Origin of the sequence: Xanthobacter sp. YC-JY1, from assembly GCF_021730305.1 — a bacterium.
In the GTDB taxonomy this organism is placed as follows: domain Bacteria; phylum Pseudomonadota; class Alphaproteobacteria; order Rhizobiales; family Xanthobacteraceae; genus Xanthobacter; species Xanthobacter flavus.
Window position 1 is genome coordinate 4,847,412 of the sequence record NZ_CP032674.1, and the last position, 23,399, is coordinate 4,870,810.

General features: G+C 68.8%; 18 protein-coding genes and 1 tRNA gene. 10 read left to right on the forward strand and 9 right to left on the reverse strand.

Features of this window, described 5'->3' with window-relative positions; genetic code table 11:
* Positions 1-369: 369 nt before the first annotated feature.
* Together D7006_RS22795 and D7006_RS22800 are read left to right on the forward strand one after the other, a co-directional pair.
* Positions 370-2,409, forward strand: a complete 2,040-nt coding sequence (locus D7006_RS22795) for a TonB-dependent siderophore receptor (protein WP_237356978.1) — start codon at positions 370-372, stop codon at positions 2,407-2,409.
* Positions 2,406-3,671 carry a PepSY domain-containing protein gene (locus tag D7006_RS22800; RefSeq protein WP_237354673.1) on the forward strand — a complete coding sequence of 422 codons (1,266 nt, stop codon included), beginning with the start codon at positions 2,406-2,408 and terminating at the stop codon, positions 3,669-3,671. The genes D7006_RS22795 and D7006_RS22800 overlap by 4 nt, the downstream gene beginning before the upstream one ends.
* Positions 3,672-3,680: 9 nt before the next feature.
* On the opposite strand, the gene lepA is transcribed toward D7006_RS22800, so the two are convergent.
* The 5 genes from lepA to hemC all read right to left on the reverse strand — a co-directional run bounded on the left by lepA (position 3,681) and on the right by hemC (position 11,109).
* Positions 3,681-5,486 carry a translation elongation factor 4 gene (gene lepA, locus D7006_RS22805; RefSeq protein WP_169121990.1) on the reverse strand — a complete coding sequence of 602 codons (1,806 nt, stop codon included), beginning with the start codon at positions 5,484-5,486 and terminating at the stop codon, positions 3,681-3,683.
* 407 nt (positions 5,487-5,893) lie between these two features.
* Positions 5,894-7,672, reverse strand: coding sequence for a heme biosynthesis protein HemY (locus D7006_RS22810; RefSeq protein WP_237354674.1), 1,779 nt, complete (start codon positions 7,670-7,672; stop codon positions 5,894-5,896).
* Positions 7,669-9,216 (reverse strand): hypothetical protein, encoded by a 1,548-nt coding sequence (locus tag D7006_RS22815; protein WP_237354675.1) that lies wholly within the window; start codon positions 9,214-9,216, stop codon positions 7,669-7,671. The genes D7006_RS22810 and D7006_RS22815 overlap by 4 nt, the downstream gene beginning before the upstream one ends.
* A gap of 110 nt (positions 9,217-9,326) precedes the next feature.
* Positions 9,327-10,025, reverse strand: a complete 699-nt coding sequence (locus D7006_RS22820; RefSeq protein ID WP_237354676.1) for a uroporphyrinogen-III synthase — start codon at positions 10,023-10,025, stop codon at positions 9,327-9,329.
* 139 nt (positions 10,026-10,164) lie between these two features.
* Complete coding sequence (gene hemC, locus D7006_RS22825) at positions 10,165-11,109, reverse strand: hydroxymethylbilane synthase (protein ID WP_237356979.1); 945 nt, start codon at positions 11,107-11,109, stop codon at positions 10,165-10,167.
* 86 nt (positions 11,110-11,195) lie between these two features.
* On the opposite strand from hemC, the gene tsaD reads away from it, so the two are divergent.
* Both tsaD and D7006_RS22835 read left to right on the forward strand, forming a co-directional pair.
* Positions 11,196-12,299, forward strand: a complete 1,104-nt coding sequence (gene tsaD / locus D7006_RS22830; RefSeq protein WP_169121995.1) for a tRNA (adenosine(37)-N6)-threonylcarbamoyltransferase complex transferase subunit TsaD — start codon at positions 11,196-11,198, stop codon at positions 12,297-12,299.
* A 36-nt stretch (positions 12,300-12,335) separates the two neighbouring features.
* Positions 12,336-13,286, forward strand: a complete 951-nt coding sequence (locus D7006_RS22835; protein WP_237356980.1) for an NAD(P)H-dependent glycerol-3-phosphate dehydrogenase — start codon at positions 12,336-12,338, stop codon at positions 13,284-13,286.
* 233 nt (positions 13,287-13,519) lie between these two features.
* Here the strand turns inward: D7006_RS22835 and D7006_RS22840 are convergent, their stop codons facing one another.
* Entirely contained in the window at positions 13,520-14,269 is a 750-nt protein-coding gene (locus D7006_RS22840; RefSeq protein ID WP_210257620.1) for a YkgJ family cysteine cluster protein, read from the reverse strand.
* A 186-nt stretch (positions 14,270-14,455) separates the two neighbouring features.
* Positions 14,456-14,755, reverse strand: coding sequence for an antibiotic biosynthesis monooxygenase (locus D7006_RS22845; RefSeq protein ID WP_237354677.1), 300 nt, complete (start codon positions 14,753-14,755; stop codon positions 14,456-14,458).
* A gap of 150 nt (positions 14,756-14,905) precedes the next feature.
* On the opposite strand from D7006_RS22845, the gene D7006_RS22850 reads away from it, so the two are divergent.
* Both D7006_RS22850 and D7006_RS22855 read left to right on the forward strand, forming a co-directional pair.
* On the forward strand, positions 14,906-15,325 hold the full coding sequence (locus D7006_RS22850) for an EVE domain-containing protein (protein ID WP_237354678.1): 420 nt from the start codon (positions 14,906-14,908) through the stop codon (positions 15,323-15,325).
* Positions 15,286-15,975, forward strand: a complete 690-nt coding sequence (locus D7006_RS22855) for a methyltransferase (RefSeq protein ID WP_237354679.1) — start codon at positions 15,286-15,288, stop codon at positions 15,973-15,975. The genes D7006_RS22850 and D7006_RS22855 overlap by 40 nt, the downstream gene beginning before the upstream one ends.
* A gap of 249 nt (positions 15,976-16,224) precedes the next feature.
* Here the strand turns inward: D7006_RS22855 and D7006_RS22860 are convergent, their stop codons facing one another.
* Complete coding sequence (locus D7006_RS22860; RefSeq protein WP_229645500.1) at positions 16,225-16,518, reverse strand: helix-turn-helix transcriptional regulator; 294 nt, start codon at positions 16,516-16,518, stop codon at positions 16,225-16,227.
* A 129-nt stretch (positions 16,519-16,647) separates the two neighbouring features.
* On the opposite strand from D7006_RS22860, the gene D7006_RS22865 reads away from it, so the two are divergent.
* The 4 genes from D7006_RS22865 (at position 16,648) to D7006_RS22880 (ending at position 21,374) form a co-directional block, all read left to right on the forward strand.
* On the forward strand, positions 16,648-16,851 hold the full coding sequence (locus D7006_RS22865; protein ID WP_024281123.1) for a DUF2892 domain-containing protein: 204 nt from the start codon (positions 16,648-16,650) through the stop codon (positions 16,849-16,851).
* A 45-nt stretch (positions 16,852-16,896) separates the two neighbouring features.
* Entirely contained in the window at positions 16,897-17,925 is a 1,029-nt protein-coding gene (locus D7006_RS22870; protein WP_324255537.1) for an efflux RND transporter periplasmic adaptor subunit, read from the forward strand.
* A gap of 2 nt (positions 17,926-17,927) precedes the next feature.
* The gene (locus D7006_RS22875; protein ID WP_237354680.1) at positions 17,928-21,185 is read left to right on the forward strand and encodes an efflux RND transporter permease subunit; all 3,258 of its coding nucleotides are present in this window, start codon (positions 17,928-17,930) and stop codon (positions 21,183-21,185) included.
* Between the two features lie 113 nt (positions 21,186-21,298).
* Positions 21,299-21,374 (forward strand) — tRNA-Ala (locus D7006_RS22880).
* Between the two features lie 592 nt (positions 21,375-21,966).
* On the opposite strand, the gene D7006_RS22885 is transcribed toward D7006_RS22880, so the two are convergent.
* Complete coding sequence (locus tag D7006_RS22885; protein ID WP_237356981.1) at positions 21,967-23,364, reverse strand: MFS transporter; 1,398 nt, start codon at positions 23,362-23,364, stop codon at positions 21,967-21,969.
* Positions 23,365-23,399 lie beyond the last annotated feature (35 nt).

A 23,399-nucleotide genomic window follows, 5' to 3' on the forward strand; every position in this document is an offset into this window, starting at 1 on the left:
CAAGGCGTGCCACGACGGCCCGCGCGACCCGTCCAGCCCGTCGCGCCGCAAGGAGGAAACGGCATCAGCTGGAATTAGTCTATTTCGATTCTCGGGGAAGATCAGAACAGTTATCGTTTTGAGACAATCCAATATTACCCGACATCATCCCCCGCATATTGCCCCAGCGGTATCCGATTAATAAAAGAGCAGGAAGTCGCCTCAATTGCGTCGAGCCCCGCGATGCCCGTCTTTACACCTCATCCGTACGACCATCGCCGCCGGAACAAGGGCTCCTTGGGTCGCAAAAGCCGGCATAGTCTCGCCGGAAACCCATTCTCGACCATTGCGCTTACGGCCAGATCTCTGCTCGCCACGTCCGCCTTGATCGTGCCCGTCAGCTTCGGCATGGCGCAGGCACAGGAGGCGGCGCCGTCCGTCGCGCTGCCCACGGTGAACGTCGAGGGCGTGGCCGAGACCGCCTGGGGGCCGGTGGAGGGCTATGTGGCGACCCGCTCCGGCGCCGGCACCAAGACCGACACGCCGCTCATCGAGACGCCCCGCTCCATCTCGGTGGTGACGCGGCAGGAGATGGACGACCGGGCGGTGCAGAACGTGGTGGATGCCGTCTCCTACACCGCTGGCGTGCTCACCGGCGCCTACGGGTATGATCCGCGGTTCGACGACATCTACATCCGCGGCTTCGCCGTAACCTCGCGGGGCGACTTCCGCGACGGCCTGTCCCAACTCTCCGGCAATTTCGCCTATTGGCGCACCGACCCGTACGGCCTCGAGCGCATCGACGTCATCAAGGGACCGGCCGGCGTGCTCTACGGCCAGACCGTGCCGGGCGGCCTCATCAACCGCATCTCCAAGATGCCGGTAGACAAGACCTTCGCGGAAGTGGAGGCGCAGCTCGGCGACCCGGCCTGGTCGCAGGCCGCGTTCGACGTGGGCGGCCGTGCCAATGCGGACGGCAGCGTGCTCTACCGCCTCACCGGCCTCGCCCGCGCCGCCGACGGCACCGTGAGCTACACCACCAACAACGCCCTCTACCTCGCCCCATCGGTGACGTTCCAGAACGACACCACGCGCCTCACCATCCTCGCCAACGTGCTCGACAGCCGGGTGCCGTCCAACACCCAGTATTGGCAGACCCCCACCACGCTCACCCGCATCCCCATGGGGACCACCTACAACTCCATCCAGCAGACGCAGGAGCAGATCGGCTACCAGCTGGAGCACGCCTTCAACGACGTGTGGAGCGCCAAGCAGAACGTCCGCTACGGCCACATCGACAACCAGAGCCTGTGGATGGACGCCAACGGTGTCGTGACCGGCCCGCTCATCTCCATGACGGCGGCCAACTACATCGAGACCGTGGACAGCTTCCAGGCCGACAACCAGTTGCAGGCCAAGTTCACCACCGGCCCGGTCGAGCACAAGGTGCTGGGGGGCGTGGACTATCTCTGGCTGGACAGCTCCTACGGCATGGGCGACGGACCGGCAGGGGACGTGAACATCTTCAACCCCAACGTGCCCAACCTCCTGGTCATGCCAGCCATCACCTCGCGGGACGGCGCGGGGCTCAATCAGGTCGGGCTCTATCTTCAGGACCAGATGGCGTTCGGCGACGGCTGGCGTTTCCTCATCGGCGGGCGGCAGGACTTCGCCTCCACCAGCCAGAGCAGCTTCGGCATCGAGACCGCCGGCCGCGACGACCAGGCCTTCACCTGGCAGGCCGGGCTGCTCTATGCCTTCGAGAACGGCGTCTCGCCTTATGTGAGCTACGCGACGTCCTTCCTGCCCTCCATCAACGTGGACCAGAGCGGCCAGCTTCTGGAGCCGTCCAGCGGCGAGCAGTACGAGGCGGGCGTGAAGTATCAGCCCAAGGGCGGGCGCAGCTTCTTCACCCTCTCAGCCTATCAGATCACCCAGAACAATTACGCCGTGCCGGACCCGGTGAGCTTCTTCTACCTCCCGGTGGGCAATGTCCGCGTGCGTGGCTTCGAGGCGGAGGCGCTGGTGGAGCTGGCGCAGGGGCTTGATCTGACCGCCGCCTACACCTTCACCCAGGGCCGCATCATCAACAGCCTCGATGTTCCGACCATCGGCAACACGCCGCCCAACATGCCCGCGCACATCGCCTCGCTCTGGGCGAAATACACCGTGCAGGATGGCGACTGGAAAGGCTTCGGCGTGGGCGGCGGCATCCGCTATATCGGCCCGTTCTGGTCGGATACGAACAATCTCTACAAGAACGGCGCGCAATATCCGGTGGATGCCGCGCTTTATTACGAGAAGGGCAACTGGAACTTCCAGTTGAACGCGAAGAACGTCTTCGGGCAGCAGAACGCGCTGTTGAACGAGGGCTACTGGTACTGGCAGCAGGGACGCTCGGTGATCGCCTCCGTGCGCTATCGCTGGTGAGCCCCGGGGCAAAGCCGGCGCCGGCGAAGCGTTTCAGCCTACGGCCGGGGCTGGTGTGGGCGCATCGCATCCTCGGCCTGTCCACCGCGCTGTTCCTGGTGATCGCCGGGCTGACCGGCAGCATCCTCGCCTTCCACCACGAACTGGACGAGTGGCTGAACCCCTCCGCCTACCGCGCCACCGCGTTGGGCACGCCGCTGTCGCCGGACGCCTTGGCCCGGGCGGTGGAGGCCGGCCATCCCGACTTTCGTGTCTGGTACCTGTCGCTGCCCCACGAAGCCGGCGAGGCGGCGGAGGTCGCAGCTCTCGGCCGCATCGATCCGGCCACGGGCGAGCCGGTGCCGATCCCGGCGGATACCTTCCTGGTGGATCCGGTGAGCGGCGAGGTGCTGGCGGCGCGCCTGTGGGGCGCGTGCTGCTTCTCCGCGCTCAAGATCATGCCCTTCCTCTATGAGCTGCACCACAATCTGAGCCTGCCCGGCATCTATGGCACGCTGCTCATGGGCGGGGTGGCGCTGCTCTGGCTGGTGGACGGCTTCGTCGGCTTCGCGCTGACCCTGCCGCGCGGGCGGCCGTTCCTCACCAAATGGCGATCCGCCTTCACCATCAAGGGCGGCAGCGCCTTCCGCCTCAATATCGACCTGCACCGGGCGGCCGGGCTCTGGCTGTTCGTGGTGCTGATCGCCCTCGCGCTCTCCTCCGTGGCGATGAACCTGCGGCAGGAGGTGGTGGAGCCGGTGGTGGGCCTCGTCTCGAAGCTCACGCCCACGCCCTTCTCCGGCGGACCGCTGGCGCCCCTGCGCGAGCGCACCCTCTCCTTCGATACCGTGCTGGAGGCGGGGCTGAAGGAGGCGCGCGGACGGGGCTGGCAGGAGCCGGCGGGCGAGATCTTCTACTCGCCCCATTATGGGGTGTTCGGCGTCGCCTTCGGCGATCACGACGACCCCATGGACAGGCGCTGGCTCTATTTCGACGGTGCCACCGGGGCTTTCCGCAGTGCCAGCCTGCCGGGCGTGGGCACGGCCGGGGATGTCTTCATCCAGCTCCAGTTCCCCATCCATTCGGGCCGCGTCTTCGGCCTGACGGGGCGCATCATCATCGCCGTGATGGGCGTGGTGATCGCCGGCCTCGCCATCACCGGCGTCGCGGTGTGGTGGATGAAGCGCAAGGGACGCGTGGGCCGGAAGGGAAAGGCGCGGACGGCGCAGGCGGGAACGGGGAAAGAGCCCCGCGCCCGGGCCAAGGCGATGCCGGCGGAGTGAGGCTCAGCCTCACTCGTCCATCTTCAGCGCGGCGATGAAGGCTTCCTGCGGAATCTCCACCTTGCCGAACTGGCGCATCTTCTTCTTGCCTTCCTTCTGCTTGTCCAGAAGCTTGCGCTTGCGCGTGATGTCGCCGCCGTAGCACTTGGCGGTCACGTCCTTGCGCAGGGCCTTGATGGTCTCGCGGGCAATGATCTTGGCGCCGATGGCGGCCTGGATGGGGATGTTGAACAGATGCTGGGGGATGAGATCCTTCAGCTTCTCGCACATCACCCGGCCGCGCGCCTCGGCCCGCGTGCGGTGGACCAGCATGGAGAGGGCGTCCACCGGCTCGGCATTGACGAGGATGGACATCTTCACGAGGTCGCCGGGGCGGTATTCGGTGATCTGGTAGTCGAACGAGGCGTAGCCCTTGGAGATGGACTTCAGCCGGTCGTAGAAATCGAACACCACCTCGTTGAGCGGCAGGTCATAGGTGACCATGGCGCGCGCGCCGACATAGGTCAGCTCGATCTGGTTGCCGCGCCGGTCCTGGCAGAGCTTCAGCACGGAGCCGAGATAATCGTCCGGGGTGAGGATGGTGGCGCGAATCCACGGCTCGTGGATCTCCTCGATCTTCACCACGTCCGGCATGTCGGCCGGGTTGTGCAAATCGATGGTCGTGCCGTCCGTCATCTCGATCTGGTAGATGACCGAGGGGGCGGTGGCGATGAGGTCGAGATTGAACTCGCGCTCCAGCCGCTCCTGGATGATCTCCAGGTGCAGGAGCCCGAGGAAGCCGCAGCGGAAGCCGAAGCCCAGCGCGGCGGAGGTCTCCATCTCGAAGGAGAAGCTGGCGTCGTTGAGGCGCAGCTTGCCCATGGCGGCGCGCAGATCCTCGAACTGGGCCGCGTCCACCGGGAACAGGCCGCAGAACACCACCGGCTGGGCCGGCTTGAAGCCCGGCAGGGCGGCGTCGGTCTGGCGCTTGTCCTCGGTGATGGTGTCGCCGACGCGGGTGTCCGCCACTTCCTTGATGGAGCCGGTGAGAAAGCCGATCTCGCCCGGGCCCAGCTCGCTCATCACCACCATCTTGGGGGTGAACACGCCCACGCGGTCCACGTCATAGACGGCGCCGGAGCCCATCATCTTGATGCGCTGGCCCTTCTTGAGCACGCCGTCGACGATGCGCACCAGCACGACCACGCCGAGATAGGTGTCGTACCAGCTGTCCACCAGCAGCGCCTTCAGCGGCGCCTCGCGGTCGCCCATGGGCGGCGGCAGGCGGGTGACGATGGCTTCCAGCACCTGATCGACGTTGAGGCCGGTCTTGGCGGAGATGCCGATGGCGTCGGAGGCGTCGAGGCCGATCACGTCCTCGATCTGCGCCTTCACCTTCTCCGGCTCGGCGGCGGGCAGGTCCACCTTATTGAGGACCGGCACGATGTCGTGGTTGTTGTCGATGGCCTGGTAGACGTTGGCCAGCGTCTGCGCCTCCACGCCCTGGGAGGCGTCCACCACCAGGAGCGAACCCTCCACGGCGGCAAGCGAACGGTTCACCTCATAGGCGAAGTCCACATGGCCGGGGGTGTCGATGAGGTTGAGGACGTAGGTCTCGCCGTCCAGCGCCTTGTAGGAGAGGCGCACCGTCTGGGCCTTGATGGTGATGCCGCGCTCGCGCTCGATATCCATGTTGTCGAGCACCTGCTCCGTCATCTCGCGCTCGGAGAGCCCGCCGGTCATCTGGATCAGGCGGTCGGCGAGGGTCGACTTCCCGTGGTCGATATGGGCGACGATGGAGAAGTTGCGGATGTGCTTCTGGGCGGTGGCGGTCATCCGGGCCGCATAGCATCGGCGCGGGGCGGCCACAAGGCGAAGGCTGATCGAGGGGCCGATGCAAGGGGACTCTCGGGGGCCTCTCTCCCCTTCGCCGCACCGCCGTGAAGACCGGAACCGGCGTCCTCATCCGCCGTGGGAGAGCCATACCATCCGCTAGCGCCCCCTCTCCCTTGAAGCCGGCGATTGCCGGCTTCAAACTCCACGAGCCAAACTCGGCAACAGCCGAGTTTGGGCGGGAGAGGGCCGGGGTGAGGGGTATGCCTCTCCGGTTGCCGCGTCCTGCGAGGACCGGCGCCAGCCCCCTCATCCGCCGCGCGGCATACGCCGCGCGCCATCTTCTCCCGAGAGGGGAGAAGGGAAAGGCCTCGGCGGCGGGTCTTCAGGCTTCAAGAAAAAACCTGCGCTCAGAGCCCCATAAGGCGGCGGGACTTGGAACTGGGGTCCGGCTCCTCCGTCGCGTCCGCCTCGGGGCCGGGATCATCCGGCAAGGGCGGCAAGGCGACGATGGCGTCGGCCTTCTTTCCAGTCTCGGGCTTTCCGTTCTGCCGCGACCGGCCGCGGGCGTCCGCGCCATTGCCGGCGGGCGGGGCGAGGATGACCGGCACCGGCTCCGCGGCCTTGGGTTCGGGACCCTTGGGCTCGGGCGCCTTCGCTGCGACGGTCGCGACAGGCGCGGGCGCCTCGACGACGACCACCGGCGCCCCGGCAGCCACAGCTTCGGCCGAAGCGGCCGGCGCGGACTCGGCCGGCTTGGGCTCCGCAGCCTTGAGCTCGGCCAGTTTCTTCTCGGCGAGCTTCTGCTCCGCGATCTTCTTCTCGGCGACCTTGGCTTCCTCGCTGGCGCGCACGGCGGCAATCGCCGCCTTCACCCGCTCCGCCTCGTGCTCCAGGATCGGGGTCGCGGAGACGCCGGGCGGCACCTCCCACACGAAGGCATCGAGCCGGCCGGACACCGGCGAGACCGGCGCCCAGCGGTCAGAGACCACGCCATCGGCGATCCAGGCGGGATCGCGATTGGCGCGCACCGCGCGGGCGGTCCACTCGCGCGCCTTGCCGATATCTGCGTGCTCGGCCGCTTCCAGTTCCGCCATCAGCAGGCAGACGCGCTGGCTGGGATCGTCCAGCAGCGGCTCCAGCACGAGGCGGGCCTGGCGGAACTCCTGCGCATCGATGGCGGCGCGGGCAAGCGCGATGGCGCTTTCCCGCTGGGACGGCGCCCGGTTGGCGAGGGTTCGGATGCGCTTCAGCCGGTCGAGGGCTGCATCGCCGGGGCGCAGATAGGCCTCCACGTCGGCGAGTTCCGGATGCGGGTTGGCGGCGAACGCCGTCTCGACGATTTTCGCCGCCTTGCGCAGCTCTCCGGCGGCGCCCAGCAGGCGGCCGGCGCAGGCGGCGGCGGGCACGAGGGTGGGCGCGAGGCGCACCGCCTCCACCGCCTTCTCGCGGGCGACCAGCGGGTCGGTCTGTTCCAGCGCGATGGCCTCGGCGGCGAGCAGCACGGCGCGGCGGCGCTTGTACTGCGCCTTGTCGATGCCCTTCTGCGCCATCTGGCGTTCGAGCACCGCGCGGGCGCCAGCATAATCCCCGGCGGAGCAGCGCGCCTCGATCACCGCATCGGCGGCCCAGCCGAGCGTCGGGGCGGCCGAGGCGGCCTCCTCGGCGATGGCATAGGCGGCGGCCTTGTCGCCGGCCTTGCGGGCTTCCATGTGCAGCCCGCGCAGGCCGAGGAGGCGGGTGGAGGGATCGTCCACCATGGCGCGGAAGGCGGCGATGGCCACTTCCGGCTTGCCGTCGAGCTGGGCGGCCTGGGCGGTGAGGAGATGGGTGAGCGGCTCGTGCGGCAGGAGCCGCGCCGCGTCATGGCGCGCCTGACGCACGGCGGCATTGTCGCCGATGCCCACCGCGAGCAGGCCGCGCGACACCGCCTGCCAGCCCTTCTCGCGCTTGCGACGGCGGGAGAAGGCGGCGATCAGCTTGGGCGAGCGCACGAGCAGCGACAGCAGCCGCCAGAGCAGCAGCAGCACGCCGGAGACGACCGCGATGACGGCGAGGGCCACCGGCACGGTGGTCTCCACCCGCCAGCCCTCCCACACCACGGCGATCTCGCCCGGCCGGTCGGCGAGCCAGGAGACGCCGAAGGCGGCAGCGGCGAGGAGGATGAGGAGCAGGACGAGGCGGATCACGGCACCTTCCCCGAAATGGCGGCCAGCTGCTGCTGGAAGAGAGTTCCGGCGGCACGCACCGCGGCGGCCCGCGCCTCGATGTCGCGGAGAACGGCGAGGCGCTGCTGCACGCTTTCGGGCAGCTGCTTCAGCGTCTTCAGGGCCTCGTCGAGCTGGCCGGCGCGCACCTGGGTGACGGCGGTGGCGATGAGCCCTTCCGAATCCACCGAGCCGGGGCCGGTGGCGGGGCGCACCTTCACGAGGCTTTCGGCCGAGGACATCAGGCGGTCCACCAGCGAGGCCCTGGCATCGCTCGGGGCGGGGGCGGCGGCGCCGAGCGCGGCGGCCCCTTCCTGCGCGAGGCGGGCGGCGAGCGCAGCGGAGGGCGCGAAGCCCTTCTCCGCCGCCGCGGCGAAGGCGTCGAGCTGGCCGGCATTGGCGCCGAGCGTGGCGCGGGCGGCGGCGAGTTCGGCGGCGAAGGGGCGGCCGGAGACCACCGCATCGCGGAAGGCGGCGACCACCACGAGGCTGGACGCCGTGCGGTTGAACTGGGTGGCGGCGGCGCTCGCCTCCTCGATCTGCTTCTTCAGAGCGTCGAAGCGCGGGCCGATGGCCTCGGCCTGCTTCTCCAGCCCCTGCACCTGCGGCCCGAGGGCCTGGGTCTGGGTGGCGAGGGCCTGCACCTGCGGAGCGAGCGACTGGGTGGCGCCGATGAGCGCCTGCACCTGCGGGGCCAGAGCCTCGACCTTAGGAGCCAGAGCCTCCACCTTGGCACCGGCCTCGCGGGTTCCGGTGGTGGCGGCGGCGACCGCCGTGCGCAGGGCGCTGTCGCTGCCCTTCAGCGCATCCACGTCGCGGCGCAAGGCGGCCAGCGCCTCGCGGCCCTGCTCGGCGGCGGTCTTGAGATCGTCCACGCTTTTCACAAGCGCCGGCGGGATGGCCGGAGCTGCCGAGGCAGCGGACGGCGCGGCAGCGGGCGCGGTCTTCAGCCCGGCGAGGGCGTCCTGCACGGCCTTGAGCGCGGCCTCGTCGCGATCGAGCCGCTCGGAGAGGGCGGCGATGGCCCGGGGATCGACGGCGGGCCGGGCCTCCAGCGCGGCGATGCGCGACTGCAGCGGCGACAGATCGACCTTCGGCGCGGCCACCGGGGCCGGGGGATAAAGGATGGGCAGGGCGTACCACAGCCCGCCGGCCGCCGCGCCACCGCCGATAAGGCCGGCGATCAGCGCCGCGAACACGGTGCCGCCGCCGCCCTTGCGGGGTGCTTCCGGAGCCGAATGCGGCGGGGGCGGGGGGTCGGCCGGCGTGTCGCCGTCCTGCCGCACCTCGGTCTCGGCCACCTGCTCGGCGCTCTTCTCGGGGGCGTCAGTGCCGACGGAAGCGTCGGCCAAAGCGGGGGCCGCCACGGGCTCTTCAGCCGGCGTGCCGGACGCGGCCGGCTCGGACGTAACCGGCGCGCGGGCGATTTCCTGCGCCTTCAGGTCGAGGGTGGGCGGGGTGCGGGGCGGTCGGGAGGAGAAGTTCTCCGCCTTCGGATCGTCGCTCGCCGGCGTATTGGTGGCCATCGGCGTCGCTCGTGCCTCCCTATTGGGTTCGGACCCGTCTTCGGGACCGGGATAGACCGGCCGGGGCCGGGCCGCAACCGCGGCGCCCGCCCCCGTCCCTCACAGCCGCGTCACAGCAGCGCGAACAATGCGTCCTCATTGGGCGCGGCGGCGACTTCCACCGCCAGACCCTTGCGAACGAACGGCTCGGCCACCTGCTCGGACAGGCACAGTTCCCTCACACCGGTCAACGCGTCGTTAAGCCCCGCGCCTTCGACGCACCTGAGCAGCGTCTTCACCGTTCGCTGGGAGAAGTGCAGCGCGGCCTTAACGGTTCCGCTCGCCAGCGCCGCACGTGCCTCCTCGCTCAGCGCGTCGGCCGGTTCCGCGGCGTAAACGATGGCGAGGTCGAGCGAGATGCCGGGGGCGGCGAGCAGGCCGGCGAGATCCGCGGCGCGGTCCTCCCCCGCCGGGTTCAGCACCCGCGCGCCGGACGGGAGCACCGCCGCGATGCGCCCGGCCAGCGCCGAGGCGTCGCCGTCGCAATCGGTCACCTGGGCGAAGCCGATGGCGCGGGCCTCCTTGGCCGTGCGCGGCCCCACCGCGAAGGCCGGCAGATGCAGGAAGCGCTTGCCGTCGGGATGGGCGGCGAAGGCGGTCACCCCGTTGATGGAGGTAAAGGCCACCGCATCGAACGGGCGATCCGGCAACGGTGTCGTGGTGGGGGCGATCCGCAGCATGGGATCGACGATCACGTCATGCCCCAGCGCCCGAAGACGCTTGGCGGTCTGGTTCGCCGCAGGCAGCGGCCGAGTGACGAGAACATGCATGGGCAAAATCAATCGAGCGGAAGAACGGGGCAGAACAACGGCCGACGCGACCCGTGCCGCGCCGAAAAACACCGGACGCGGCAGCAGCCGCGCCCGAAACCCGAAATGCGGCGCGACCCGAAACGGCCACGCCGGAAACTCACAATCCCAACGCCCTGGCCGGGGCGCTGGCGCGCAGCTCGGTGCCGAGCGCCGTGCCCAGCGCCGCCGCGTCCGCGATGGGGGCGGCGCCGGAGGCCTCCGCCGCGTCCGCGCCATCGGGCGTCATGACGAGGCCGGAGAGGCGCACCTGATCGCCGTCCACCTTGGCAAGCCCGGCGATGGGGGTGCGGCAGGAGCCGTCGAGCGCGGTGAGGAAGGCCCGCTCGGCGGCAAGGGCGATGCCGGTGTCACGGCAGGCGATGGCGGCGATGGCGGCATTGGTGGCGGGGTCATGCACGCGGCATTCGATGGCCACGGCCCCCTGCCCCACCGCCGGCAGGAATTCCGATGTGGCCAGCACCGCGCTCGCCACCTCGGCGAGGCCGAGCCGCGTGAGGCCGGCGAGGGCGAGGAGCGTGCCGTCGAAATCCCCGTCCCTCACCCGCGCAAGGCGGGTGTGCACATTGCCGCGCAGCAATTCGACCTTCAGGTCCGGCCGCAGGCGCCGCAATTGCGCCTCGCGTCGGAGCGAGGCGGTGCCGACCCGCGCGCCGGCCGGCAGATCGGCGAGGCCGGCGCCGGATTTCAGGATCAGCGCGTCGCGCACATCGGCGCGCGGCAGGTAGCCGGCGAGGTGCAGGCCCTCGGGCAGGTAGGTGGCGACATCCTTGGCGGAATGCACGGCGAGGTCCACGCGGCCATCCAGCAGCGCTTCCTCAAGCTCCTTGGTGAAGAGCCCCTTGCCGCCGGCCTCGGACAGTGCCCGGTCCTGAATCTGGTCGCCGGTGGTGCGGATGACCTCGACGGCGACCTCGGCCGGCGCGACGTTCAGCGCCGTGGCGAGAGCCGCCTGCACCGCGTGGGCCTGCCACAGAGCGAGCGGGCTGCCACGGGTGCCGATGCGCAAGATTGGAGGCGCGACAGGGGATTTTCCGCCGGACATTTCTTCCAATTTCGTATTCTCGTTCAGGGATGCGTAGAATGCGCGAGGGATTCGAAACGGGATAGGCGGCGTTGCGGCGCAGCGCAATGGCGGCGCGCAAGGCTCTGGAGGATCAAGGTTTGCCCGATCTCATGGTGCTCGGCATCGAGACCACGTGCGACGAGACGTCGGCCGCGGTGGTGACGCGCTCGCCCTCGGGCGCGTCGGACATCCGCTCCAACGTCATCCGCTCGCAGGTGGAAATCCATTCGCCCTATGGCGGCGTGGTGCCGGAGATCGCGGCCCGCGCCCATGTGGAGGTGCTGGACCATGTGATCGCCGAGGCCATGCGGCAGGCGAACGTGGATTATTCCGAGCTTTCCGGCATCGCCGCGGCGGCCGGCCCCGGCCTCATCGGCGGGGTCATCGTGGGCCTCACCACCGCCAAGGCCATTGCGCTGGCGGCCAAGAAGCCGCTGGTGGCGGTGAACCATCTGGAAGCCCACGCCCTCACCGCCCGCCTCACCGATGGCGTCGCCTTCCCCTATCTGCTCCTCCTCGTCTCGGGCGGCCACACCCAGCTTCTCGCCATCGAGGACGTGGGCAAATACACCCGCCTCGGCACCACTTTGGACGACGCGGTGGGCGAGGCCTTCGACAAGGTGGCGAAGATGCTGAGCCTGCCCTATCCGGGCGGCCCGCAGGTGGAGGAGCAGGCCAAGCACGGCTATTCCGCCCGCTTCGCCTTCCCGCGCCCGCTTCTGGGGCGGCGCGAGCCCGATTTCTCCCTTTCCGGCCTCAAGACGGCCGTGCGGCTGGAGGCGGACCGCCTCGCCCCGCTCTCGGACGAGGACGTGGCGGATCTGTGCGCCAGCTTCCAGGCGGCGGTGGTGGACCTCATCGCCGATCGCGTGCGCGCCGGCGCCCGCGCCTTCCGCGACCGGCTGGGTCGCGGCCCCACCGCGCTGGTGGTGGCCGGCGGCGTCGCCGCCAATGGCATGATCCGCGAAAGCCTCGCCAAGGTGGCGGCCGAGCTGAACACCCGCTTCGCCATGCCGGCGCCGGTGCTGTGCACCGACAACGGCGCCATGATCGCCTGGGCCGGGGCCGAGCGGCTCGCCCGGGGCATCCGTGACCGGCTCGACGTGAGCCCGCGCGCCCGCTGGCCGCTCGATCCGGCGGCCGCCGCCTCTGCCACCGCGCGGGCCTGAACGGTGTCGGGTTCCAGCTTTCGCCGCATCGGCGTGATGGGCGCGGGCGCCTGGGGCACCGCGCTCGCCAATGCCGCCGCCCGCGCCGGGCGCGAGGTGGTGCTGTGGGGGCGCGACGCCACGGCCATGGCCGACATGGCGGCGGCCCGCGAGAACCGGGCCGATCTGCCGGGCATCGCCCTTGATCCCGCCGTCTCGCCCGTGTCGGACCTCGATCTGGTGGCCGATTGCGACGCCGTGCTGCTGGTGGTTCCGGCCCAGGCCTGCCGGGAGGCGCTGGGCCATCTCGGCGCCCGCGTGCCGGCGGGAATGCCGGTCATTTCCTGCGCCAAGGGAATCGAGCGCGGCACCCGCGCCTTCATGAGCGAGGTGATCGCCGAGGCCCTGCCCGGCGCGCGGCCCGCCGTGCTCTCCGGCCCAAGCTTCGCCACCGATGTGGCGGCGGGCCTCCCCACAGCGGTGACGCTGGCGGCGCGGGACGGGACGCTGGCGAAGGATCTCGCGCAGGCGCTCGGCTCGTCCACGCTGCGGCTCTATCACTCCACCGATGTGCGCGGCGCCGAGATCGGCGGGGCGGCGAAGAATGTGCTGGCCATCGCCGCCGGCATCGTCTCCGGCCGCAGGCTCGGGGCGAGCGCCGCGGCCGCGCTGGTGGCGCGGGGCTTTGCCGAGCTGATGCGATTCGGCGCGGCCTATGGCGCGCGGCCGGAGACCATCACCGGCCTCTCCGGCCTCGGCGACCTCATCCTCACCACCTCCGGCCCGCAATCGCGCAACTTCGCCTTCGGCCGCGCGCTGGGGGCGGGCGAGGCGGTGGCGGGCAAGCTGGCGGAAGGCGCCTTCACCGCCAGCGTGCTGGTGGAAATGGCAGCGGCGAAGGGCGTGGACGTTCCCGTCAGCGCCGCCGTGGACGCCGTGCTCGCCGGCCGCCTCGGCATCGACGGCGCCATCGAGGCGCTGATGGCGAGGCCGCAAAGGGCGGAGTGAGAGGCAGGGACGGGGAAACGCGCCGGCATTCGCAGCCGTCATCCCCCGGCGCGTTGTTCCCGCCGTCATCGCCCGCCTCGTGCGGGCGATCCACCGTGGGGCCGGAACGCTTCCGGAAGGTCGAAAACCGGACGAGCGGCAGGGTGGATCCCCCGGACAAGCCGGGGGATGACGCGCTGAGAAGACGTCGCGCGGGGTTTGCGAGCTGCCTCCGCTCAGGCGCCGCGCGGGCTTCAGGCTTTCAGCCGGTCGAAGGTGCGGCCCATCTCCTCGCGGCTCACATGGGCGATGATGGCGGGGTCGAGCACGTCCTCGCCGGCGCGGAAGGCGGCTTCGGCGTCGGGGTGGGCGAGCGCGATGCGCAGCGCGCCGAGAAGATCGTAGAGCGCCCAGGGCTTGCCGGCATCCCGCAGGGCCGATTGCAGCGCCCCCTGCACCAGCGCCCGCACCGTGCGATGAGATTCGGAGACCGGCACCTCGTCCGCCTCGCCTTCCAGCGCGGCGATGCAGGCCTCGGCATCGAAGGAGACATGGCCGCGGCAGGCCAGCGGGCGCACCGGATAGATCACGCAGATGCCCTCGGCGAGGAACGGGCATTCCCCGCCCAGCGCCATGGTGCCGGAGGCGGCGGGCGCGGTTGCCTGCGCGGCGGCGAGGCGGGCAGGCAGGTCGATGCCCACCTTGCGGAAGCCCTCGGACATGGCGCGGACATAGCGCGCCACCATCAGCACCTCGGGCATGGTCGCCGCCACCTGGATGCGGCAGCAGGTGCCGCAGCCCTTGTGGCAGGCCAGCGGCGGCAGATCCTTCGCCTGCTCGGCCACATTGTGCTCGTAGCTGGAGAAGGCCTGCATCCAGATGCGGTCGACGATCTCGGCCGAGCCCGCATGGGCGCCGAGGGTCGCGCCGAACGCGGCGTGCTGGGCACGGAAAAAGGCGGCAGGACCATCGGACGCGGGGTCTGTCCCGGAAGCGATCGCCACGGCAAGCCTCCAAAAATGCGTCGCGCCCCAAACGGGCGATCCGGCACGCTGGCCAAAAGCCGGAGCCGGAGCATTGAGATGGAACAAGCTATGTACGATCGGGAATAGCCAACAACTCCGGGAAACTGCGTAGGACCCCGCCCCCGTAACGGTGGGGGCGGGGAAAGCCGTCAGAACCGGTGCACCTCAGAAGTAGGTGGCCGCCACGCTGGTATGCTCCACGGACGGCGGATTGGCGAAGTGCGGGCCGGCGAGGCGGCGCCATTCCTGGAATTCAGGGGAGTTGCGGAAGTGCACCATATGGTCTTCCACGCTGTCCCAGGTGACCACGAGATAGTAGCGCGAGGGCGTCTCCACGCAGCGCTCAAGCGACATCCCGCGGCAGCCGCGCGACTTCTGGAAATAGGGCGCCGCTTCCTTCACCGCCGCCTCGAAGGCGGCTTCGGAGCCTTCCTTGATGTCGAGCGTGGCAATCTCATAGACCATCGTGCGTTTCCTTGTGGTGCGGCGCCCGTCCGCGCCGCCGCGGCGGAGATTAAGGCCTCGCGCGTCGCAGGCAAGCCGTGACAAGAAGCCTTGCCAAGCAAGGCGGGAAACGGCACATCCGCTCAATCGATTGCGAACGCGAGCATTGCCATGGCCCACTGGCTCTACAAGTCCGAACCCTTCAAATGGTCCTGGGAGATGCAGGTGAAGGCGGGCGCCAAGGGCACCCATTGGGACGGGGTGCGCAACCACCTCGCCAAGCAGCAGCTCCTCGCCATGAAGATCGGCGACACCGGCTTCTTCTACCATTCCAACGAGGGCAAGGAGATCGTCGGCATCGTCGAGGTCATCAAGGAGGCCTATCCCGACCCCTCCGACCCCACCGGCAAGTTCGTGATGGTGGACATCAAGGCGGTGAAGCCGCTGAAGACGCCCGTCACCCTCGCCGCCGTGAAGGCCGAGCCGCGGCTTTCCGAAATGGCGCTGATGAAGTTCTCCCGCCTCTCGGTGCAGCCGGTGACGGACGAGGAATGGGCCCTCGTCTGCGCCATGGGCGGCCTGAAGGCGTGAGCCGCGCGATCAGCGATCCCAACGCCTTCATCCGCGCCGAGACACGCCTGCGCCCGGTGCCGCTGGTGCCGGAGATCTCGCTCCATGTGGCCGACGAGGCGGTGCCCATCTGGCATCGCACGGAGGAGGAACTGGGCGAGCTCGGCCTGCCGCCGCCCTTCTGGGCCTTCGCCTGGGCCGGCGGGCAGGCCCTCGCCCGGCATGTGCTGGACCATCCCGAGACGGTGCAGGGCAAGCGCGTCCTGGATTTCGCCTCCGGCTCCGGCCTCGTGGGCATCGCCGCCATGAAGGCGGGAGCCACCTCCGTCACCTGCGCCGACATCGACCCGTTCGCGGTGGCCGCCATCGCCCTCAACGGGGCGGCAAACGGCGTCGCGCTCTCCCCCGCGCAGGACGACCTCATCGGCCGGGACGAGGGATGGGACACGGTGCTCGCGGGCGACATCGCCTATGAGCGCGATCTTTCGGAAAAGGTCTTCTCCTGGCTCCTCGCCCTCGCGGCGCGCGGCGCCAGCGTGCTCATCGGCGATCCCGGCCGCACCTATCTGCCCAAGGACCGGCTGACGAAGCTGGCCGAATACTCCGTCCCGGTGACGCGGGAGCTTGAAGACATGGAAATCAAGCGCACGGCGGTCTGGCGGCCGGCGTAAGGGCCTGTCTGGCGGGCAAGTAGGAGCCTCGCCGCAACTCCATCGTCATGCCCGGCCTTGTGCCGGGCATCCACGTCGGGCCGATGGGACGATGTCCGAATGATGTTTCCGGCCGCACCACGTGGATGGCCGGGACAAGCCCGGCCATGACGGCCTGTGTGGAACCATTCCGCTGCGCTCCATGCGTCCGGGGCGCGAGAGCGGTTCTCGGGACAAGCGACAGCGTGTCCGATACGCGAGGGCTGCCCCTCAGCACTCCACCCGGTTCGGGCAGAACGCCTTGTGAAGCGCGGCGATCACCGCCAGCACCTCCTCCCGGGCGATGCGGTAGAACACGCTCGTGCCTTCGCGCCGCGCCTCCACGAGGCCGTCGGCGCGCAGGCGCATGAGCTGTTGCGACATGGGCACCTGCTCGATGGCGAGTTCGTCGCGCAGCTGCGCGACGGATTTCTCGCCATCCACCAGCGCGCACAGAACCAGCAGGCGCTGCGGGTGGGATAGGCTGCGCATGAGTTCGGCCGCCCGCTCCGAAGCGGGGATCATATCAACAACATTCATAGTCTTGAATTTATGATAATTGAATGTTAGATGCAATGGCAACGCGGGGAAACCCGCACGCAAGGGGCGCCCGAACGGCGCGCCCCGACGAAGCAGGATTTCGGGAGCAGCATAATGTCTGTCGATCGCATCGTCATGATGTTTGCGGGTTTCATGGTGCTGGCGTCGCTCGGCCTCGGCCTCACCGTCTCCCCCTATTTCTTCTGGCTCACCGCCTTCGTGGGTGCGAACCTGATGCAGGCCTCTGTCACCGGCTTCTGCCCGGCGGCCATCCTGCTCAAGAAACTGGGCGTGAAACCCGGCGTCGCCTTCACCTGAACCGCTAGAGCCGTCCGGCACGAGGCCGGTCAGAGAGAGCCAACCATGTCCCTGCGCTTCACCCCACCCGCCGCGGCCCTCGCGGTGGCGATGGCTGTCCTTTTGCCTGCGCCCGGCACCGCCCACGCCGCCGATTTCACCGTGCGCAGCGTCGAGGTGCCGGAGCTGAAGGGCGTCTTCGGCGAGGTCAAGAGCCGCACGGTGGTGCCCGCCCGGGCTCGTATCGGCGGCACCGTGCGCTCCGTCACCGTGTCGGAAGGCGACAGCGTGAGGGAAGGCGATGAGATCGCCTTGGTGGTAGACGACAAGAATGCGCTCAACCTCAACGCCGCGGATGCGAAGCTCAAGGAGCTGCAGTCCCAGCTCGACAATGCAAAGCTAGAGCTCGATCGTGCCCAGCAATTGCTTGCCCGGGGCGCCGCCAGCCAGGCGCGGCTCGATACCGCAAAAACCCAGTTCGATGTCGCCACCAACCAGGTGACGGCCTCAGAAGCCGACCGCGCCGTGATCCTCCAGCGCGCCCGCGAGGGCGCCGTGCTCGCCCCCGCCGATGGCCGCGTCCTGACCGTTCCGGTCACGCCCGGCAGCGTGGTTCTGGCCGGCGACGAGATCGCCCGCGTCGCCTCCGGCCCCTATTCCCTCCGCCTGTCTTTGCCCGAGCGCCATGCCGCCTCCATCCGCGAGGGCGGCACGGTGCGCATCGGCGAGCGCGGCATCTCGCAGGACAAGGCCGGAACGCCCGCCACCGCCCGGCCAGGCCGGATCGTGAAGGTCTATCCGGAAATCTCCGCCGGCCGCGTCATGGCCGACGTGGAGGTGGACGGCCTCGGCAGCTACTTCGTCAACGAGCGCACGCTGGTGTGGGTGGAGATCGGCCGGCGATCGGTGCTGGCCGTTCCCGCCGCCCTCATCCGGACGCAGCACGGCATCGACTATGTGACGCTGGCGACCGCAGGCGGCCCGCTCGACGTGCCCGTCATCCTCGGCGAGCGGTTTGCCGGCGATGACGGCGAACGGGTGGAAATTCTCACCGGCCTCAAGGACGGGGACGTGATCTCCGCGGCGGGGCGCTGACCATGAGCGAGACTTCCAAGGGCGAGCCCCATGCGGGCGAGAACCGCCCCCTCGGCATCGCCGGCGTGCTCACACGCACCTTCATCGCCTCCCCCCTCACGCCGCTGCTGCTGCTCGCGGCCTTCGCCTTCGGCCTCATCGCGCTCATCACCCTGCCGCGCGAGGAGGAGCCGCAGATTTCCGTGCCCATGGTGGACATCCGCGTCTCGGCCCAGGGGCTGAAGGCCGAGGATGCGGTGAAGCTCGTCACCGAGCCGCTGGAAACCATCGTCAAGGCCATCGACGGGGTGGAGCACGTCTATTCGCAGACCGAGGACGACGGCGTCCTCGTCACCGCGCGCTTCCTCACCGGCACCAGCCCGGATGCCGCCATCCTGCGCGTGCACGAGAAGGTGCGGGCCAATCTCGACCGCATCCCGGTTGGGATCACCGAGCCCCTGATCGTCGGCCGATCCATCGACGACGTGGCCATCCTGGTGCTCACCCTCGTGCCCAAGCCCGAGGCCGCGAGCCGCTGGACCGCCAACGACCTCACCCGCGTCGCGCGGGAGCTTCAGGCCGACATCTCCAAGCTGCCGGACATCGGCCTCACCTACATCGTCGGCGAGCAGCCGGAGGAGATCCGCGTCGCGCCCGATCCCGAGCGCCTCTCCCTCTACGGCATCACCCTCGCTCAGCTGCAGGGCAAGCTGGAAGGCGCCAACCGCACCTTCAACACCGGCACCGTGCGCGAGGCCGCCGGCCAGCGCACCCTCGTCGCGGGCCAGACCCTGCAGACCCCCTCCGAGATCGGCGGCATCCTCCTCACCTCCCGCGACGGGCGCCCTGTCTATGTGCGCGACGTGGCGAACGTCACCCTCGCCACCCAGCCGGCCGAGCACTACGTCACCCATATCGAGAAGGGGCCGGATGGCCTCACCCGCCGCCCAGCGGTGTCCCTCGCCATCGCCAAGCGCCCCGGCACCAATGCGGTGGTCATCGCCGAGGAGGTGCTGCGCCAGATCGAGGCCGCGCACGGCTCCACCCTCCCCGCCGACGTGGAGGTGAAGGTCACCCGCAATTACGGCGAGAGCGCCAACGAGAAAGCCAACGAGCTGCTGCTGCATCTCGGCCTTGCCACGGTCTCCATCGTCGTGCTGGTGGGCTTCGCCATCGGCTGGCGCGAGGCGCTGGTGGTGGCGGTGGTCATCCCCACCACCATCCTCCTCACCCTCTTCGCCGCCCGCCTCATGGGCTACACGCTGAACCGCGTGAGCCTGTTCGCGCTCATCTTCTCCATCGGCATCCTGGTGGACGACGCCATCGTCGTCATCGAGAACATCGCCCGCCACTGGGCCATGAAGGACGGGCGCTCCCGGGCGCAGGGCGCCATCGACGCGGTGGCGGAGGTGGGCAATCCCACCATCGTCGCGACCCTGACCGTGGTGGCGGCCCTCCTGCCCATGCTGTTCGTTTCGGGCATGATGGGCCCCTATATGAGCCCCATCCCCGCCAACGCCTCGGCGGCGATGGTCTTCTCCTTCTTCGTCGCCGTCGTCCTCACCCCCTGGCTGATGCTGAAGATCGCCGGCCGGGCGGGGCAAGGTGATGCCGGCCATGGCGGCGACCATGGCGAAGCCGCCGATGGCGGGCGGCTGGGGCGCTTCTATGTGCGGGTGGCCCGGCCGATCCTCGCCTCCCGCGCCCGGGCGGGTGCCTTCCTCGCCACCGTGGGGGTCGCGACCCTCGCCTCCCTCAGCCTCTTCTACACCCACGCGGTGACGGTGAAGCTTCTTCCGTTCGACAACAAGACCGAACTGGCCGTCATTCTGGACATGCCGGCTGACACCCCTGTGGAACGCACCGATTCCACCCTGAATGCCATGGTGAACGCGCTGTCGGACCTGCCGGAGTCGGTTTCCTTCCAGACCCATGCCGGCACCGCCGCACCCTTCAATTTCAACGGCTTGGTCCGCCACTACGGCCTCAGGTCCGCGCCGAAGCAGGGCGACATCCAGATCAACCTCAAGGAGAAGGGCGAGCGCTCCCGCTCCAGCCACGAGATCGCGCTCGATGTGCGTAACAGACTGAAATCAATAGCACTTCCGCCGGGCTCGTCGCTCCGGGTGGTGGAGCCGCCCCCCGGCCCTCCGGTGCTCGCGACCCTCCTCGCCGAAATCTACGGCCCCGACCCGGACACCCGCCGCGCAGTCGCCCGAAAGGTGCGGCAAGCCTTTGAAAGTGTTCCATTTATCGTCGACGTGGACGACAGCTTCGGCACCCCCGGAGAGCGCGTCCGCCTGGCCATCGACCAGGACAACCTCGAATTTTACAAGGTGGAACAAGGGGATGTGTACGACGCCATTCGCGGCATCTTCGCCGGCGGCACCTTGGGCTATTCCCACCGCGGCGGCGGCCGGGCGCCGATCCCGATCCGCCTCGAAATGTCGAAAGGAAACAAGGCTGTAGACGAGCGCACCCTGGCGACCCCCGTCCCCGCCAACGCCCTGCCCGGCGGGCGCGGCGTGGTGGAACTCGGCGATGTCGTCCGCGTCGTCCGTGAACCCGCCTCCTTCCCCATCTTCCGCCACAACGGCCGCCCCGCCGAGATGGTGACAGCCGACCTCGCCGGCGCCTACGAAGCCCCGGTCTACGGCATGATGGCCGTGTCTAAAGCTTTGGAAAACATGGATTTCGGTATGCTGCCGAAGCCCGTCATCGCCCTCCATGGCCAGCCCTCCGACGAGACGAAGCCGACCCTCCTGTGGGACGGCGAGTGGGAGGTGACGTGGGTGACGTTCCGCGACATGGGCGGCGCCTTCATCGTCGCCATCCTCGGCATCTACATCCTCGTCGTGGCGCAGTTCGGCTCGTTCAAGCTGCCGCTCGTCATCCTAACGCCTATCCCATTGACATTCATAGGGATCATGACCGGCCACTGGCTGTTCGGCGCCCCCTTCTCCGCCACGTCCATGATCGGCTTCATCGCGCTTGCCGGCATCATCGTGCGGAACTCCATCCTGCTGGTGGACTTCATCCGCCACGCCCGCACCCCCGGTCGTCCGCTCGAAGAGGTGCTGCTCCAGGCTGGCGCGATCCGGTTCAAGCCCATCCTTCTCACGGCTTTGGCGGCGATGATCGGCGCGGCGGTGATCCTGACCGACCCGATCTTCCAGGGCCTCGCCATCTCCCTCCTGTTCGGCCTCGCCTCCTCCACGGCGCTGACCGTGCTGGTCATCCCGGCCATCTACGTGGTGCTGAGAGGCCGGCGCACGGACTGACCGAAGACGGTGTGACGCGGAACGGTGGACAGGCTGAAGATCCCGTCCTCGCCGGGATTTTCCCCGCTTGACAGCATAGGGCGCCAAATCATAAATGGCGCCTCCCACGGTTCGGGGCCGTAGCTCAGATGGGAGAGCGCTGCAATCGCACTGCAGAGGTCAGGGGTTCGATTCCCCTCGGCTCCACCATCCCGGACCGCATCTCAGATTTATAAAAAGCCAGATATTTGACGCACTGCGAAATCAGGTGCGTACCCAAGCTTGTACCCGCACTGCGTACCTGACCTTCCGCGGATAGCGCCTATGATCGCGCAATCGCGTCAGGGAGCAACTTCCTATTATCAATTTCATGCACCGCGTGATGCGGAAAACGGCTCAGCTTGGTAGCCGTTCGAGCAAGGCCCTCGATATCAGATCGGCAGAGCTTTGGACGTCGGAAGCTCAGAGAACCGCCCGGCGACGTGTCTATCTCTACGATCTCTATCAAATGTGGGGCGGCCATTTTATCTGCCCATGGACCATCATGTGCCGCGTCCACTCGCGCCGCAAAGCGATCCAGGAACAGATGGCCCATGCTGAGATAGGGAGCCCGCAGCCATGGAGCCCCGAGGAGCAATCTCCTGGCCCAGATACACGCCGCAGCCCTTCGGACCCTCTCCTTCGCATTATATTTGTCAGCCACCTCGAAACGGCCACCAACAGCCCACCCGGCCCACGCCAATACACCTGCCGGGCCTTCCGATCCGGCAGGTGCCATTCGTGACTGGCGCGTAGCCAACCGCTACGGAGAAAGCTCCTCCAGCACCCGGCCCTTCGTCTCGATGGCGAAGAGCATGGTGACGAGGGCGCCGACGATCAGGATGCCGGCGAAGGCAGCGAAGACGTACTGAATCCCTGCAGCGCCCATGATGGTGCCGACCACGATCGGACCGGCCGAGGAGCCGAGGCGCAGCCATGCGCTGCCGAGGCCGGTGCCGATGGCCCGGAGACGCGTCGGGTAGAGTTCCGCCGAATAGAGGTAGAGCGAGAAGGTGATGGTCTGCACGATCGCATAGGCGAGACCCGCGAGGATCAGAACCTCGGTCGGAGAGGTCGCCCCGATCCAGGCCAGGGCCAACAGCGGGATCGGCGCCGCGAGGAAGGCGAAGGTATACCAGCGCTTGCGGCCCACCTTGTCGATCAGGAGCGCGCAGGCCACCGAGGCCACCACGCCGGCCACCGAGGTCAGGAGCCCATAGAGCAGTGCCGTTTCCAGCGGCAGGTTGAAGGTCTGCCGGTAAAGGGTCGGCAGCCAGGCGATCATGCCATTTGCCACGAGGTAGGAGCAGAACCACATGGACCAGATGGTCAGCGTTCGCCGGCGATAGATGCCGGAGAACAGCTCCCGGACGCCCGAGCGCTCGACCGCCTTCATGGGCACCGGCTTCGGCTCCGGCAGCACATGGCCCCGCGCCGTGGCGCTGCGCTCCAGATCCGAGACGATCCTGTCGGCCTCGGCGTAGCGCCCCTTGGCGGCGAGCCAGCGCGGCGATTCCTTCATGAAGAAGCGCAGGGGAATGAGAATGGCGGCGGGCACGAGCCCGACGATGAACATGGCCTGCCAGCCATAAACAGGCACGAGCGCGCGGGCGATGAGGCCGGCCCCTACGAGGCCGAACAGGAACATCACTTCGTACAGCAGGAAGAAGCGGCCACGCCCCTTCGAACCGATGTACTCGTTGATGTAGGCGCTCGCCACCGGCACCTCGCCGCCGGTGCCAATGCCCTGGATGAAGCGGAACGCCATCATTGAGGCAGCGCCCCAGGCGAACAGGCAGGCGATGTCCATGCTGACGAACAGGAGGATGGTGAACAGCAGCACGGAGAGCCGGCCGATGCGCTCGGCCAGCCAGCCGAAGAAGACCGCGCCGATGAGCTGCCCGAGGTAGCCCATGGAGAGGATCAGGCCCGTCTGCTCAGGCTTGAGACCCCACTCCCGCACCAGCACCGGCATCGCATAGGCGATGGCGATGACGGTATAGCCGTCGAAGAAGGTGGCGGCGCCGATGATGTTGCGGGTCCAGAACACGCGTCGGGTGATTGGGAGCCGTTCCAGGCGGGCGCTGATGTCGGCTTGCCGCTCGGCATCGCTGCGCAAATCGGGTGTCCCGCCGGCACTAAGGTGCGGCGGCGTCTGCATGAGCATTGGCGTTTCCTCCAGGGATGATCTTGATT

Bases quoted from the DNA above. Each gene is read 5' to 3' on its own strand.
- D7006_RS22835 (WP_237356980.1), top strand. From the start codon at position 12,336: ATGGGCGCGGGCGCCTGGGGCACCGCGCTCGCCAATGCCGCCGCCCGC.
- D7006_RS22815 (WP_237354675.1), bottom strand. From the start codon at position 9,216: ATGGCCACCAATACGCCGGCGAGCGACGATCCGAAGGCGGAGAACTTC.
- D7006_RS22850 (WP_237354678.1), top strand. From the start codon at position 14,906: ATGGCCCACTGGCTCTACAAGTCCGAACCCTTCAAATGGTCCTGGGAG.
- D7006_RS22845 (WP_237354677.1), bottom strand. From the start codon at position 14,755: ATGGTCTATGAGATTGCCACGCTCGACATCAAGGAAGGCTCCGAAGCC.
- D7006_RS22865 (WP_024281123.1), top strand. From the start codon at position 16,648: ATGTCTGTCGATCGCATCGTCATGATGTTTGCGGGTTTCATGGTGCTG.
- hemC (WP_237356979.1), bottom strand. From the start codon at position 11,109: ATGTCCGGCGGAAAATCCCCTGTCGCGCCTCCAATCTTGCGCATCGGC.
- D7006_RS22870 (WP_324255537.1), top strand. From the start codon at position 16,897: ATGTCCCTGCGCTTCACCCCACCCGCCGCGGCCCTCGCGGTGGCGATG.
- D7006_RS22860 (WP_229645500.1), bottom strand. From the start codon at position 16,518: ATGATCCCCGCTTCGGAGCGGGCGGCCGAACTCATGCGCAGCCTATCC.
- D7006_RS22855 (WP_237354679.1), top strand. From the start codon at position 15,286: ATGGGCCCTCGTCTGCGCCATGGGCGGCCTGAAGGCGTGAGCCGCGCG.
- D7006_RS22875 (WP_237354680.1), top strand. From the start codon at position 17,928: ATGAGCGAGACTTCCAAGGGCGAGCCCCATGCGGGCGAGAACCGCCCC.
- lepA (WP_169121990.1), bottom strand. From the start codon at position 5,486: ATGACCGCCACCGCCCAGAAGCACATCCGCAACTTCTCCATCGTCGCC.
- D7006_RS22885 (WP_237356981.1), bottom strand. From the start codon at position 23,364: ATGCAGACGCCGCCGCACCTTAGTGCCGGCGGGACACCCGATTTGCGC.
- tsaD (WP_169121995.1), top strand. From the start codon at position 11,196: ATGGCGGCGCGCAAGGCTCTGGAGGATCAAGGTTTGCCCGATCTCATG.
- D7006_RS22820 (WP_237354676.1), bottom strand. From the start codon at position 10,025: ATGCATGTTCTCGTCACTCGGCCGCTGCCTGCGGCGAACCAGACCGCC.